This window comes from Planococcus donghaensis MPA1U2 (genome assembly GCF_000189395.1).
Lineage (GTDB): Bacteria > Bacillota > Bacilli > Bacillales_A > Planococcaceae > Planococcus > Planococcus donghaensis_B.
Map to the genome: position 1 here is coordinate 33923 of NZ_AEPB01000008.1, position 14281 is coordinate 48203.

16 protein-coding genes and 1 pseudogene are annotated in these 14281 nt (G+C 36.7%); 11 read left to right on the plus strand and 6 right to left on the minus strand.

Annotation, left to right across the window (positions count from 1 at the left end; translation table 11 throughout):
* Positions 1–103 precede the first annotated feature (103 nt).
* Positions 104–1351: a bifunctional metallophosphatase/5'-nucleotidase gene (locus GPDM_RS02330; RefSeq protein ID WP_237704122.1), complete on the minus strand. Its 1248-nt coding sequence runs from the start codon at positions 1349–1351 to the stop codon at positions 104–106.
* Between the two features lie 752 nt (positions 1352–2103).
* Here GPDM_RS02330 and GPDM_RS02335 point away from each other — a divergent pair.
* The 3 genes from GPDM_RS02335 (at position 2104) to GPDM_RS02345 (ending at position 3793) form a co-directional block, all read left to right on the plus strand.
* On the plus strand, positions 2104–2919 hold the full coding sequence (locus GPDM_RS02335; protein WP_008428577.1) for a PP2C family serine/threonine-protein phosphatase: 816 nt from the start codon (positions 2104–2106) through the stop codon (positions 2917–2919).
* 45 nt (positions 2920–2964) lie between these two features.
* Positions 2965–3462, plus strand: a complete 498-nt coding sequence (locus GPDM_RS02340; RefSeq protein ID WP_008428579.1) for an NUDIX hydrolase — start codon at positions 2965–2967, stop codon at positions 3460–3462.
* An 85-nt stretch (positions 3463–3547) separates the two neighbouring features.
* On the plus strand, positions 3548–3793 hold the full coding sequence (locus tag GPDM_RS02345; RefSeq protein ID WP_008428581.1) for a hypothetical protein: 246 nt from the start codon (positions 3548–3550) through the stop codon (positions 3791–3793).
* Positions 3794–4240: 447 nt separating this feature from the next.
* On the opposite strand, the gene GPDM_RS02350 is transcribed toward GPDM_RS02345, so the two are convergent.
* The 3 genes and pseudogenes from GPDM_RS02350 to GPDM_RS02360 form a co-directional block, all read right to left on the minus strand.
* The gene (locus GPDM_RS02350) at positions 4241–4708 is read right to left on the minus strand and encodes a GNAT family N-acetyltransferase (protein ID WP_008428585.1); all 468 of its coding nucleotides are present in this window, start codon (positions 4706–4708) and stop codon (positions 4241–4243) included.
* A 678-nt stretch (positions 4709–5386) separates the two neighbouring features.
* A complete protein-coding gene (locus GPDM_RS02355) occupies positions 5387–5689 on the minus strand; it encodes a putative quinol monooxygenase (protein WP_008428587.1) in 303 nt (100 codons plus the stop codon).
* 35 nt (positions 5690–5724) lie between these two features.
* A pseudogene (locus tag GPDM_RS02360) lies at positions 5725–6107 on the minus strand (VOC family protein).
* Positions 6108–6252: 145 nt separating this feature from the next.
* Here GPDM_RS02360 and GPDM_RS02365 point away from each other — a divergent pair.
* The 3 genes from GPDM_RS02365 (at position 6253) to GPDM_RS02375 (ending at position 8124) form a co-directional block, all read left to right on the plus strand.
* On the plus strand, positions 6253–6666 hold the full coding sequence (locus GPDM_RS02365; RefSeq protein ID WP_008428590.1) for a VOC family protein: 414 nt from the start codon (positions 6253–6255) through the stop codon (positions 6664–6666).
* Positions 6667–6762: 96 nt separating this feature from the next.
* Positions 6763–6999, plus strand: a complete 237-nt coding sequence (locus tag GPDM_RS02370) for a hexameric tyrosine-coordinated heme protein (protein ID WP_008428591.1) — start codon at positions 6763–6765, stop codon at positions 6997–6999.
* Positions 7000–7185: 186 nt separating this feature from the next.
* A complete protein-coding gene (locus GPDM_RS02375) occupies positions 7186–8124 on the plus strand; it encodes a magnesium transporter CorA family protein (RefSeq protein ID WP_008428593.1) in 939 nt (312 codons plus the stop codon).
* Positions 8125–8229: 105 nt separating this feature from the next.
* Here GPDM_RS02375 and GPDM_RS02380 read toward each other — a convergent pair whose 3' ends face one another.
* Positions 8230–8781: a biotin transporter BioY gene (locus GPDM_RS02380; RefSeq protein WP_008428595.1), complete on the minus strand. Its 552-nt coding sequence runs from the start codon at positions 8779–8781 to the stop codon at positions 8230–8232.
* A gap of 196 nt (positions 8782–8977) precedes the next feature.
* The gene (locus tag GPDM_RS02385) at positions 8978–10639 is read right to left on the minus strand and encodes a M4 family metallopeptidase (protein WP_008428597.1); all 1662 of its coding nucleotides are present in this window, start codon (positions 10637–10639) and stop codon (positions 8978–8980) included.
* Positions 10640–11024: 385 nt separating this feature from the next.
* On the opposite strand from GPDM_RS02385, the gene GPDM_RS02390 reads away from it, so the two are divergent.
* Genes GPDM_RS02390 through GPDM_RS16835 form a run of 5 tightly spaced genes read left to right on the plus strand, consistent with a single transcriptional unit; the run spans position 11025 to position 14275 of the window.
* Positions 11025–11891, plus strand: coding sequence for an aminoglycoside phosphotransferase family protein (locus tag GPDM_RS02390; RefSeq protein WP_008428598.1), 867 nt, complete (start codon positions 11025–11027; stop codon positions 11889–11891).
* 47 nt (positions 11892–11938) lie between these two features.
* On the plus strand, positions 11939–12658 hold the full coding sequence (locus GPDM_RS02395) for a nucleotidyltransferase domain-containing protein (RefSeq protein ID WP_008428600.1): 720 nt from the start codon (positions 11939–11941) through the stop codon (positions 12656–12658).
* Positions 12659–12689: 31 nt separating this feature from the next.
* Positions 12690–13751 (plus strand): hypothetical protein, encoded by a 1062-nt coding sequence (locus tag GPDM_RS02400; protein ID WP_008428603.1) that lies wholly within the window; start codon positions 12690–12692, stop codon positions 13749–13751.
* A 57-nt stretch (positions 13752–13808) separates the two neighbouring features.
* Positions 13809–13988 (plus strand): hypothetical protein, encoded by a 180-nt coding sequence (locus tag GPDM_RS16830; RefSeq protein ID WP_008428605.1) that lies wholly within the window; start codon positions 13809–13811, stop codon positions 13986–13988.
* 38 nt (positions 13989–14026) lie between these two features.
* Positions 14027–14275, plus strand: coding sequence for a GNAT family N-acetyltransferase (locus tag GPDM_RS16835; protein ID WP_237704123.1), 249 nt, complete (start codon positions 14027–14029; stop codon positions 14273–14275).
* Positions 14276–14281 lie beyond the last annotated feature (6 nt).

Consider the following 14281-nt stretch of genomic DNA (forward strand, 5'->3'; position numbering starts at 1 on the left):
GCGTGTTGAGCTATTAAAATAGAGTACAGAAATTTAAATAAGACCCACAGCGAAAGTCTAAAAACGACTTTACTGTGGGTCTTTGTAGTTTAAAGAAGTAGGATTAAACACTAATTACGTTTGCAGTAGTTGGTATTTTATAAGGACCATGATCTTTAATGTAGGATTGAATAACATCGATAGCAAAAACGCCTTGATAGTTTTTCTTGTCTTCGTGATTTTTAAAAGACTGACTTCCACCACCTACAACTCGGTATGTTTTATCGCGTTGTAAAGTACTGTCGGCAATTTGAAGAGTTTGAATGCGGTGTCCTTTTGGATTATATGGCTTATAAGTCATATTTATTCCGCTAGAACGGAGAACATAACCTCCTTTTTGTTCAAAAGGATCCGATGAATAAACTTGTTCTAAATTATGTTCTAAAGCATCTAATAATTGTTGTCCCGTCAATTCCAATGTAAACAATTCGGGATTGGTCGGAATGATAGTGTAAAGATCGTAAAGCGTTACGGGTCCAGTTGCTATAGGGTGACCATATCGCCAACCGTGTGAAAAAGCAGCATCGCATTCTAAAGATGACAAATAAGCATCGGTGATTAACTTATCCATAGGCGCTTCTTCCAAAGTCATTCGGTGAAGCAAAGTTTTAGTTTCACCTGCGATAAATGATCGTTCTTTTTCATATTCGACTAGTAGTTCTTCCACAAGTCGTTTAATTTCCTGGTCTTCCTCGAATTGTTCATCGATCACAATCAATTCGTATTGGATATCCAATATAGCTCCATCTTCAAAGTTCACATCAAGCCTCCCTAAGAAAGAACTACTCGAACCTGCTTGGACAATATGAGTGTTGTTTTGGATAATCGGTTCATGGACACGATCGTGGCTATGGCCGGAAAGAACGATGTCGATTCCGTCTACTAAAGAAACGAGCTTAACGTCTAAGGGCAGACCCATATGGCTTAATAAAACGATAACATCAACCTGGTCCTGAAGCGCTTCAACGGCTTCTCTCACTTCTTCTACGCCTTTAGTAAAATACAAGCCTTCTGAAAAATCTGGGGGCATGGTGATGTCGACATAAGGATAAGTTAGTCCGATTACGCCAATAGTTATCCCATTTAACTTTTTTATTGTGTATGGAGTTAAAAATACATCGCGCGTTTCATCGTCCATCACATTACAAGCAAGCGCGGGAAATTGAAGCTTTTTGGTCAACTTTTGAAGTTGTTTTTTTCCATATGCGTAATCCCAATTCCCCGGTACAAAGCCATCAATCGGCATCTTTTCAAGAATGGGCAATAGCGCTTCTCCTTTTGTAGCAACCAGAGGTAAAGTACCATGAAACAAGTCCCCACCATCAAAAAATAAGACATTTTCATTTTCTTTTTTAGGTTTTTAACATATTGACTGATTCTAGAAAATCCTCCAGCTTTTTTTAAGGTTGGCCCATCCGTTCCCCAAAAAAGTTCTTGATGTTGTTCAAGGCATCCATGAGTATCGTTTTGCTGAATCAATGTGAATTTCATCCTTTTCCCTCTTTTCTGGAATATTGCGAAACTTCTTTTACTGTAATGCAAAAACTCTTTTTTGACGAGTTTATTAACTTCTTCAGAAACTAATAAGAACTTAGTAAAAATTAACCTGATAGATAAAGTGGTGGATACAAGTGGAACTTTGAAAAACTCAGCTTTATTAGTTTAATCATCATATCGGGTGTTCAAAAGATTACTACCATTCTAGTTATAGAAACACGCGTTCATCCAACTACTCAAGCTCCTTTCTAATAAGGTTATTGACAGTCTATTTTGATTTCAGTAAAATAATTCCAATATGGTAAACACATGGATCAGTATTGCTAAGAAAACTTGAATACATAGAATGCTGCTATTTGCTGAAACGCAACCAATTCGCCTGTGAGTGGTCAGGGTGATAAGAAGATCAAACGAGTGAAAAAGAGTGGAACGCCGCTAGGAAAAACTATCACCTCTTTTAGAAGGTGATAGGTTTTTTGTTTTCTCAATGAAGTTAAAGAGGAGCGGTGGAATATATCTTGGAGATAGTGAAGAAGTGAGTAGATTGTGCAACGGAGGTTAATCCATATGAGTAATGGTCTTTACAATAAGGAATTTAGTTGGGTGGGGAGTCAGTCTCACTATGTTGATGAGATTGATGTCCGCCAAATACAACATGTAACTATGGGGCGCTTCGGAGGCAATTCAACTGCAGGTCAATATAAAAATGAAGATGCTTGTCTCGTTTGGACAAATGAAAAGGAAGATTGGGAATTTGTTGTTCTTTTAGATGCGCATCACTCGGCAGAAAGTGCCGAACTGGTGATATTTACAGTCAACGAGTTAAAAGATGTTATCCAAAAAAATTTGAAGTTGCCGATCAAACAGGCATTCGAACAAACAGCAGACACGTTATTAACAACTTTTGAAAGTTCCGACTTTAAAGAGGCATGTAAGAAAGTGCAAGGAGAAACAGCGGTTTTATGTGTAGTCCGGAAAGGCAAATTTCTCTGGTGGCTATCTATCGGAGATTGTCTTCTTTATCTATTTCATCCAGAACTATTAGCCTTGAATGAAACTCAACAAAATCACCGCAGTTTTTATGAATGGATTGGACAAGTAAATACGTTTGAGCTACCGGTTCCTTGTTACAGTGTCGGAACGAAAGAATTAAGAAAAGGAAAAAATCACATATTGTTGACTACTGATGGGCTTGTTGAATGTCCAAACACCAACTTTTGGGACTCATATGAAGTCGGAAAACCATTTGAAACTCTTTCGAACAAGCAAGGTGTACTAGCCTTACTAGAAGAGATTAAAGGAAAAAATGTCCGTGACAGTACAACAATCTTATCTTGGTTTATAAATATAGACGTTGATTCAACTCGTCCAAGTAATGGATGAGCTACAGTCAGTTAAGAATTCAACTCAAATAGGGGGGCATTTTCATTGGAAATTTGGGGTTTAGTAGATGAAGGTAGAAACCCGTTAGGTAAGTTTCATACTAGGGGGACTGAACTTCCGCCTAGCGAATTCCATGTGGTTGTGGAAATATTTACGATAAATGCTGACGGGCGAATTTTATTGACGCAAAGAGACGCTCTTAAGACGTATCCATTGCTTTGGGAAAGTACAGGCGGATCGATTACAGCTGGAGAAAGCAGTGTGGAAGGTGCTGTTCGGGAACTTGAAGAAGAGACGGGAATTGCTGTAACCCCCAAAGAGCTTCAGTACTTAGGAGAAATTAAAAAAGGCAATTATTTCTTAGACAGTTATGTGTTCAGAAGTACGAGAGATATTGAAATAGGTGATTTGATTTTGCAACCGGGTGAAGTATGTGATGCGAAATGGGTTACGTTAAAAGAATTAGAGGATCTGAACAAGAGAGGAAAAATCGTTCCTGCCGTCTGGGAACGATACCAATTGTATTTGAACGAACTAGAGTGATGAAGGCGTGACAGAGAACCTGATCGTATTATATAGAGAAGATTTAATGTGTGGGAAAAATATCTGTTTAAGGAGATGTAAAACGATGAAGTTTCTAAAGTACCTACTATTATTCGCTTTCATATTACTTCTGGCTTCTTGTTCTACAGGGTACCCAGCAACGGAATTAGAAGGAGAAGAACCGATAGTAATTGGACATATTATTGAGGTATTAGAAGAAAAAATTATTTTTGTCGTTGAAGGAATGTACAAAAAAGGGGACAAAGTTGCTGTCTGGAAATTTGAAGAAGGCCCTGAGATTGCGGAAAAGATTGTGCTCTTGGAAAAGTGAAATTCGCAGAAGTTTTAACGGTGAATGAATCTAATTATCACGTACGGCGGAAACTTCACTTCTTATCGATAGAAGAATGCAGATCGACCCATTACAAGAAACGATTTTTGAGAAAGACAGAATGGCATTGATTGATAGTGGAGTAACATACATGAAATTTGTAGAAGAGAAGAAAAAACGCCATTCCAATTGGGAATAGCGCTTTTTTATTGAATTCATGAAAAAAACATTGAAGCAAAAGTAATCATCCACGACTTGCCAAAAATACAAGAGCATCTACAATCACGTTTAATTGGTAGCCGATAAATATTCCCGATCCTGCAATTATCATCAAACAAAGTAGCAAGACTATTCGGAAAGTTGATTCACTCAAAGGTAGCACCTCAATCTGATTTTGAATTATAACTAATAAGTTAATACGATAGCAAGATGGAATTCAATGGCTACTTATTTATCTTGCAGATTATCCAACTGCTTTACTACAGCCATTACTTTGCCGAACCGATCTCCTAAATCCTCAAAGCCTAAGCTTTTATATAAATTATGAGCATTTAAGTTGTCAGGGTGATAACCCACAACGATTTTTGTTGGGCCCAACAATCTGTTCATCTCAGCAAGCATTAAATTGGTTGCGGCTTTGCCAATTCCTTGTCCTTGGAATGCTTGATCCACCATTATTCGGTAAACCCAATAGCCACCAAGTTCTTCAGGCACAGAATTATACATTAAAAAGCCAACTGTTTGATTGTCTTTACAAATCGCGTAAGGTTTTAAGCTAGGTTCAAACTTTGATTGGGCAATGGATACGGCATTAGGCTCCATGTATTGTTTTTGATCTTCTGAAACTTCGAGTTCGCAGCAGTCATACCAATTTTCTGCATTTAATTCGACGATTTTCACATCGTTTGTTTTCATTATTTTTCCCCTTTCGATTTTTGGGGAACGCAAAATCAAGTCTGGATTAGGCGTAAAACCCCTCGTATTCTCTAATAGTATAGATAGGTTGAATTGTCATATTGAACGCCTCCTTAGTTAGCTAATGTCTTAATGGTATCATTATTTAACTTCCTACACTATGCATTTAAGGAACAATAATCCAACAGCGGCAATCACAAAAGTATTTTATTAGTAGGAGTGGTAATTTATCTGTTCAAACTCCGAGTATGTAACGGCTGGTTTAACTAAGGAAAACCGATTTTGCAAACAAACTTGAGTTTATCGCAAACAAACGCCGTTATCGCGCAAACAACCAAAGTGAAACTGCAAACAAACTACATATTTGCGCAAACAAATCTTCTTATCCCGCAAACAAACGCATTTTCTTATAGTTCGACCAAGAATGTTGAGTGGGAAATATAAAAATGCATGGATAGGATCCATGAAGAATCACTTTCTAGCTCACAATATCCATTTCAAGATTCTTTTTTCATTCGAACGCAGGAAATTTACCATCAAACACGTATAAAAAAAGATTAACTTTTTGAGGGCTGGATTCTTGCTATATTAATTTCTACTAACCACCAATTGTTTGGAACAAGTAAAAGAAGTGCAGCAAAAGCTGCACTTCTAAAAAGTTTAGTAAAATTAATTTGTCTATCTTTTTCCACCCCTAGACTGCAAAGTGTTGATTCTTTCCATTCCTGTAATAATGGGCTTTGCTCGCTTTATCAACAATTTCGTTGCATCTAGTGACAATGATGCTAGATGTGCTTTTACACTTTTCCAAACTTCATAAACATATACGGAATCAGGTTTTTCTTCAGCAGTACCTACTAAATAGACTTCGCAATCGTCCAAGCTTTGCATTGATAATGCGGCTTCTAACAAAATATCTACTAAAGTTTCGCGATGTTCAGCTTGTACTTTAAACTTTCCATACAACCCAAACTTGTTCATCCAATACCTCCTTAAAAGTTTAATGAAAATAGTGTTTAAACAATCTCCATCACAGCAAAATAATTCCATTCATCATCTGCGAAATTAAAGCTTCTCCCAGTACCCATATTTACCAATTCACCCGTTTCAATATTTTTTTCTTAAATTCTGCATGCAACTTCTCAATATGATCCGAGTAGAACATCAATGATGGTGTACCTAGATTTAGGTCAGGTGACATTTTTGAAATAACTTCTTTGTCATGTAAAACAATCGTCGTTTCAGCATCTTCAGTAGGGGCAATTTCAATCCATTTCATCCCCATTTCTTCAGAACCTCCGTAAGCAATTGCTTTAAATCCAACTTTGTCTTTCCAAAATACCTCTGCTTTGTCTTGATCTTTCACATACAACATTACTTGCCCTAATTTGTTAATCATCAAAATCCCTCCGAAAACAATAATTTATGTATTTGTAACTATTATATACAGAATATTCAAACAAAATCAAAAACAAAAAAATTATCAGGTATAATAATGAAGAGTAATTAAAAATTAAAACAGCTTAAAGGGGGAATGATTAATAATGAAGCATCAAATTACGCCGTATTTAATTTTCAACGGCAACGCAAAAGAAGCATTAAAATTTTATAAAGAACTGTTTGATGGTGAAATTTCAGATGTGCAAACGTATAAAGAGGCTGATTTTCCAACACCACCAGAGGCAGAAAATAGAATTATGCATGCAAGATTTAAAAAAGGTGAATTGTTTTTCATGGTATCCGACTCTTTCCCCAATCAAGATGTAGAAACGGGGAGTAACATTTCATTAGTTTTAGAATTTGATAAACAAGAGGAGATGGATACTGTTTATCATCATTTAGCTGAAAATGGAACAGTTGCAATGGAGTTGCAAGACACTTTTTGGGGAGCGCGTTATGCAAAAGTAAAAGATGCTTTTGGTGTAACTTGGGATCTAAACTATACTCATTCAAAATAAGTCATAGCATCATAACTGTATTTTTATATTTTCCCGTATGGAAGAAATAACTAAATTCTAGTAGAGGAATTCTTTTAAATGTTAGGAGGAACCCAAATGAGTCAACAATCATGGTTACCTACGTTAAAAACGAATACTCCTGAAGAAGGATACGAACTTGCAGTGAAACTTGCGCGAAAAGCTGTAGGTATGATTCAACCCGATGAAAATGTTCGAAAAAAACTACGACTAGATTATGCAACAAATGCGGATAGTTTAACATTAGCATCCCAAGTGGTGGCTATTCATTTTCAAACAGTTGCAGCTGCGAATAATTATTGGAACGATAAGTGAATATAAAACATTCGCATTCCGAAACCTTAAGATTCAGTCCGAGGTTTCGTTTTTTTGCGACATGTGAGATTAATACAGACTTAATCAGGGTATAACTAAGTTTTGTAGAAAAAACTTTTTTAAAAAGCATTTTTCAAGTACGCTTGAATTAGTGAGACTTGGATAAAACAGAAAGGGGGATATAGGGTGTTCCATATTTATAAATCTTCACTTAGTGGAAAACTAGAAACCATAGAGAATTTTGACAAGAACTGCTGGGTCAATATTACGGCACCGTCAAAAGAAGAACTTGAAAGAGTGTCTAAGCACTTTAATATCCCTATGGACTTTTTAGTAGATCCTTTAGATTTAGAAGAAACCGCACGAATTGAGTATGATGAAGAAGCAAATAGTACATTGCTTATTAATGATTTTCCGATACCAGATACGACAAACGACCGGTTTAATTCGTATATCACGATTCCGATCGGAATTATTATCGGAAGCGACTATATAGTCACCATATGTCAGCAACCAAGTAGCTTTCTGACAGGTCTTATTAAGAAAAATGTAAGCACATTAATGAGAAGTCGATTTGCTTTAGAGGTTTTATTGTCAATTTCAACGTTGTACTTGGACAATTTAAAAACGCTCAACAAACAGCGTCTTAAAATTGAAAGTAATTTGCGTGAGTCGTTTACGAACAAGCAGTTGTATGACTTGATGGAAATCGAAAAAAGCTTAGTTTATTTCCTTACGTCGTTAAAGTCTAATGGAGATGTCGTTACGAAACTGTTTCGTGTTCATTCCATCAAACTTTATGAGGATGATAAAGATCTTCTAGAGGATGTGAAAATCGAAAACAATCAAGGAATTGAAACGACCGAATTGTATACGAGAATATTGGATAGTATCACAAGTTCTTATTCTTCACTGATCTCAAATGAATTAAACAATACGATGAAAACTCTTACGTTGTTTACTGTATTTTTAACGCTTCCTACACTTGTATTTAGCTTTTTCGGAATGAATGTCGCTTTACCGATAACCGATGACGACCCGTCTTCTTGGATGAGCACACTCGGGATATCGTTAGTTTTTGTTTTACTGATTGGCTGGGCATTGTGGAAGAGACGAATTTTTTAATAGCATACATAAGCAAAAGCAGTCGACCATCGTTTGGTCGACTGCTTTTTGTTTGATAAAATTTTAAACTACGCATTAAAAACTCTCTTTAACTTAATTGAAAGCTTAAACATAAAGTAGCTTCGCGGATTCTAAACGTAATCTAACTAAAATACCAATCCATGCAGCAAGTGCGGCTTTTATAAGTCCTACTAAAATGAACGGGAAAAATCCTCCCATAAATGCGCCGGTCCATGAAAGGTTTGCGAAAATCATTAACCAAATCGTCCCGAATGTTAAGGTAATAAACATGCCAATTACATTTGCAATTAATGCGTTCATAAACGTATAGCTAGTTTTTTCGAGGTAATAGCCAATAATAAAAGCGGCTGGTAGAAATCCGATTAAATAGCCACCAGTTGGTCCAAATAAGCTACCGAGACCACCGGACATTTGGGCGAATACGGGTATACCAATTGCACCTAGTCCTAAATAAACCAAAACAGACAGCGTTCCATATTTAGCACCTAAAATTGTAGCAGCCAGGCCAATGGCAAGAGTTTGTCCTGTAATAGGTACAAGTGGGAGTGGGATAGTGATTTGTGCGAAAATGCCAATGATGGCTGCGAACAAAGAGGTAACAATCATCATTCTTAGTTTTACATTTGCTGTTGTCATAATACACCCCTTCGATTGAGTTAACTTATTAATTAAATAAGTTAACTAAAATGGTAGCATAGACAAATAATGACTGTCAATAAAATGTAAAATAAGAGAACTACTAAGACATTCAATACAAAACCCCAGTGAAATGGATTCACTGGGGTTTTGAAGTACAGCAATCGAGAAATACAAATCGCTAATTAGTTAATAATCAATTAACGCCTACAGCTGTAAACGCAGCTTTCACACTTGCAACTTCTGCGCTTGAAGCTCCGTATAGGTCAGTTGCTGCTTGAATCGTCGAAACGCGGAAATGACTGTAGTTTGAGTTAGGCGTTAAATATTGAGTTAATGTACGGTAATAAATAGCGCCTGCTTTGTCATTGCCAATTCCATTGACACTTACTCCGTAATGCGTTCCGCCATTTGCTAATAAATAAGCCGCTTTGTTGCTAATTCCTGAATTGATATGAACGCCGCCGTAGTCACCAGAACCTGTGTAACGTTTAGAATAATGGTCAGGATCCCCGCTTAATGTAGGATCTTGCATTGAGCGAAGTGCATCACCTGCAATGTTTGGTGTGTAAATATCTTCTCCAACTTGCCAATCAGGGTTGTTGTTGAAATGGAACTCAACGAGTGTTCCAAAAATATCAGACATAGATTCGTTAATAGCGCCTGATTCGTTTTGATAAATTAAATCAGCTGATGTATCTGTCACAGCGTGTGTCAATTCATGAGCAATTACATCTAGAGCACCTGATAGGGGCACAAACGTATTGCCGTCCCCATCTCCATAAACCATTTGAGATCCACTCCAGAAAGCATTGTTATAATCACGGCCGTAATGGACAGTGGATACTAAATCAGCTCCATTGCCATCATAGCTATTGCGGTTATGAACATCTTTGAAATAATCATAGGTTTGACCAGCATATGCATGAGCATCAACTGCAGCACCATCATATGCAGCGTTATAAACGTTGTCGCTATCAAGCCATAAAGTTCCTGGTGTGCGTGTGCGATTTTTAGCATCGTATGTGAAAATACCATTTCCGCGAGTTCTATCCAATAAATATGAACCACTGCTGTTGGTTAAGGTATTGAAAGTTTTTGTGTCTCCTAATACACCTTTACCTGTACCAGTGGAGTCGCTTCCTGTTATCCCTTGTCCACCTGTTGAAGGTTTTGCTTCATGGATTTGGTTGTATGAATCTAAAATTTCGCCTGTTTTGGCATCGACAAAGTATTGATAATTACCAGGTTCTGGATATAGGAATTCAAATTCTGCACTGTAGGCATAGTTCGCATTTCCATCTTGGAAGTAAACAACTAGCTCAGGTGTTACTTCCGATTCTAACTCTGGAGTACTGCCGATTTTTTTATTTAAATCAGCTTTTGCTTTTTCAAGTGCTGCGTCTGCTTTTAACGTAGCGCCTTTTTTCAATGATTGCTTATCGTATAATTCTGGCGTTAAATTACCTGAAACTGAGTTCAATACGCCATCTTGGTCCACATGCGCATTGATTACTGAACCGAAAACAGGAACGCCTTTAAACATTTGTTGCATTTTCAGTTTCGTAAAGCCAAGATCATCTTTTTCCTGGCTAACAACTTTAAAGTTAGAAAGTTCCTTTTTGCCAAATTTATAGAGTTCCTCATTTTCTTCTAAGTATGTAAACACAATTTCCTTAGCTGATTTATTGGATGGAGTCGTTAGTTTCCCATAAACCATGTCAGGCATTTTGGTTTCTTTATTGATATGAACCTTTTCTGTTGTTTCTTGTGTTGGGGCGGTATTTGCAGAAACCGCAGTTGCTGATAACGCTAGTGATGCTGCCAAACTTAAAGTCAGTAATTTTTTCTTGTTCATCAAATTCACTCCTTCTCGTTTTACCGGCATCGAAGCTCGGTGTACTCAGCATAACTTTTTAAGTATTCTGAATATATAGGGTGGATTAAGTATTTTTCGAGAGTCGAAAAAGTGATTATTTAACTACTGTAAATTAGTGGGTAATAGCGAGTGTATAATTTATAGGTATATGTATTTTAGAAATTTCGTAATTCGTTATATTTTTGATAAATATTAATAAAATATTCTGTATACACTGAATAATTAAACTAATTTTAAACTAAATTGTTGTACAAAAAGTCATGCCATAAATGAGATTTCAAGTGGGAATTAATGTTAATATTGAATTAGTAGAATATTTGCTTTATAGATAGATCATACATATGAGAAACAAGGGGAGAACACCGTGATAAAAAAAGTGCTAGAGAAATTTGCAGTGCAACCTGTCGCAATGCACAAAGTAGAAGATTCTTTTAGTTCAACCGTATACAAATGCGCGTTACATACAGGTGAACATATTTATGTGAAAATAGCTTATACGAAATTGAAGTATGAACGAGAATTGGATGCTTATAAATTGTTGGCAGGAAAAGTACCGGTACCCCAAATGTTAGATTACTGGTCTGGTGATAGCGAATGTCCAGGTGCTTTTTTGTTGTCTGAACTAAAAGGGAAGACTTTAACTACAGATGTTTCGTCAGAAGTGGCGTTTCAAGTGGGGATTTTGCATGCCCAAATGCATGCGGTGTGCCCACCGGTTGGCCAAGAAACAACAAGTATTGAAAATGAGTTTTCTAATTGGCTCAATTTTATTGAATCTAAGTTTCTTGATTTTGCAGAAGACGTAAAAGAGATTGTTGAAACTGCGTTATATGAAAAAAGTATGAATAAATTTAGTGAATTAAAACAACAATTACCTGCTCCAGTCGGTCCTAGCTTTATCCACATGGATTTTCGTCCTGCCAACATCATAGTAGATGGTGAAAAGGTTTCAGGAGTGATTGACTTTGAAAGTGTGCGATTTGGTTCAATAGATATTGACTTCACGAAATTGTATCGGGATTTTTTAAGTGTTAACGACGGTTTTTATCAAGCTTACCAAGATGGGTACCGCACGATTAAACCATTGTTGGACTTGAAAAAGGTCCTGCCGTTTTATCAATTTTTAGATGCCTTTAACAGCATCGGCTGGTGCAGACGTCGAGGCATTGAAAAAAACGCTACTTTTCTAGAAGAAAACTTAGTTATTTTAAAGAAAATAGTTAATGAATAAAATGTATTGATTTGGTCAGAACAAAGAACAAAAGGGTGGTTTGAGCAATGGAAGATGATAAAAAACTTGAACCTGTAAAAGCAGCTGAATTATTCATAAATAAGCATTTTCCTCAGTGCCAAGGAGCATTGTTAGCGGGAAGTGTGGTTCGAGGCGAAAGTACTGATACATCCGATTTAGATCTTGTAGTATTTGACCAAAAACTTTCTTCTTCATACCGCGAATCATTTTTAGCGTACGGCTGGCAGATTGAAGTATTTGTTCATAACCAATCGACGTATAAATCTTATTTTTTGAGTGATTATGAAAGAGCCAGGCCATCTATGCCACAAATGGTAGTTGAAGGTATGGTTTTAAAAGACAATGGGATGATTACAGCGATAAAACAAGAAGCAAGAAAATTACTTGAAACCGGACCAAAAGAATGGTCAACTGAAACGATTGTACAAAAACGCTACTTTTTAACAGATTCTCTTGATGACTTTATCGGTTGCAATGATCGGGCAGAGGGGATCTTTATTGCGGCTACTTTGGCCGAACTTGTAAGTGAATTTATTTTAAGGGTTAACAAACGGTGGATCGGCAATTCAAAATGGATTGTTCGCTCATTAAAAGCTTATGATGTTGAATTTGCCCATGACTATGTTATCGCTTTTGATGAATATTATAAAACGAGTGAGAAATTAAAAGTTGTTCAACTTGTGGATAGGGTACTAGAACCATACGGTGGGCGTTTGTTTGAAGGTTTTTCAAGTGGTAATGAATAACTAAATAGAAAGAGGGAGTATAGTGAGGGAAATGAGATTGGAAGCAGCGCTGGAGCATGCAGGTCTTGTGTTAGTGGGATTTCTCGGTGAAGGCGCATGGCATTACGCTTGGCAAGTATATCGTAGTGCACAACAATTAGTTTTAAGAATACCGAAGACGATAGCGTACGGAAAGCAAGTTGCATTTGATGAAGTTGCATTAAAAGCAGAGTATGCTGGAACAAAACTTTACTATCAGACTGTAAACAAAGCACAAGTAGGAGCGGCACCGTTATTCTTTGACTACTATGTCACCCCTGAATTGACTTATACGATAGAAACTTATGCTGGTAGTCAAATTGATTTGCACACAATAACGCTAGAAAAAGCTTATAAAATAGGTTTGCAAACAGGTGCAATTCACAAGGCGACGGAAGAGATTCCTCATAAGTTGACTGGGTTTGGTTATTTAGCTTGGTCTGAAGAAAAAGGGTTGCATGGTACTTTTAACGGTGATGTTAGGAAGTTCATATATGAAGAAAGCGAAGAGCATCTAGCGGATTATCAAGCTCTTTGCGAAGCGTTTCCAGACTATGATGACATCCTAGTGAAAAAAGCACTTCAATTAGCTGCAAACTTGAGAAAAAAGGCATTCATCAAACCACTCTTAGGAAATCAAGATGTATCGCCGGAAAATATTTTATGCAATGGTGAAAATGTATGTTTAATTGATCCTTATCTAAGCATTTATTATGCCAGAGGAATGGCAGGGAATTTTATGAACTTATATGAAACGTACTTTGTCACGTTAGCCGATACAGAAAGGTATAAAAAACATCATTTTCAAGATTGCATAGAAAATTTAAGAATGATCGCTAAAGGATTTATAGAAGGATACAGTGCAGGAAACCAGCAAATAGTCGGTGAAGTTAGAGGAGAGCAGTTGCTTCAATTGCTCGAAACGGCACATAGTCATTTTCGCTTGTTGTCAGAAGACATAGCGAGTGAAACTGAAATTCGGTATGGCAATAAGGAACAAATTAAAAAAAGACTTGTGACACTAAGTAAAGAATTAAAAGAATTAGCAACTTCTCAAATCAAGGTGCTCGTTTAAAACCACATGTTTATTTGAGAAATACTAACTACGTGAAAACCAAAAGTGGGTGGAAACATGAAGGGTAATCCATTAGAAACAATGCACATTCAACAAATTACAAAGGTATACGAAACGGAAGCTAAAGAATTAGTATTAAAAGGATTAGAAGAGCATTTTGGTTTTATTGATGCTACCTGCAACCCAGATTTGGAAAGTATCATGGCCAGCTATAGTCAGGAAAAAACTATTTTTTAATTGGTATTTGTGAAGGGAAAGTAGTTTGTACAGGTGCGATTTCTTGTGAATCATTAGAGATTGGAAGAGTAGAACGCATGTCTGTGATCAAAAACTATCGAAGAGCAGGATTAGCAAAAAGAATGATCGCATCTCTGGAGATATGGGCAAAAGAGCAAGGGTATCGGCAACTTGTATTGGAAACTAATAACGACTGGTATAGCGCAATCAATTTTTATAAAGACAGACAATACCAACGCTATTTAAATGATGGAATGTGTAGCCACTTTAAAAAGAGTTTATCGTAATCGTTC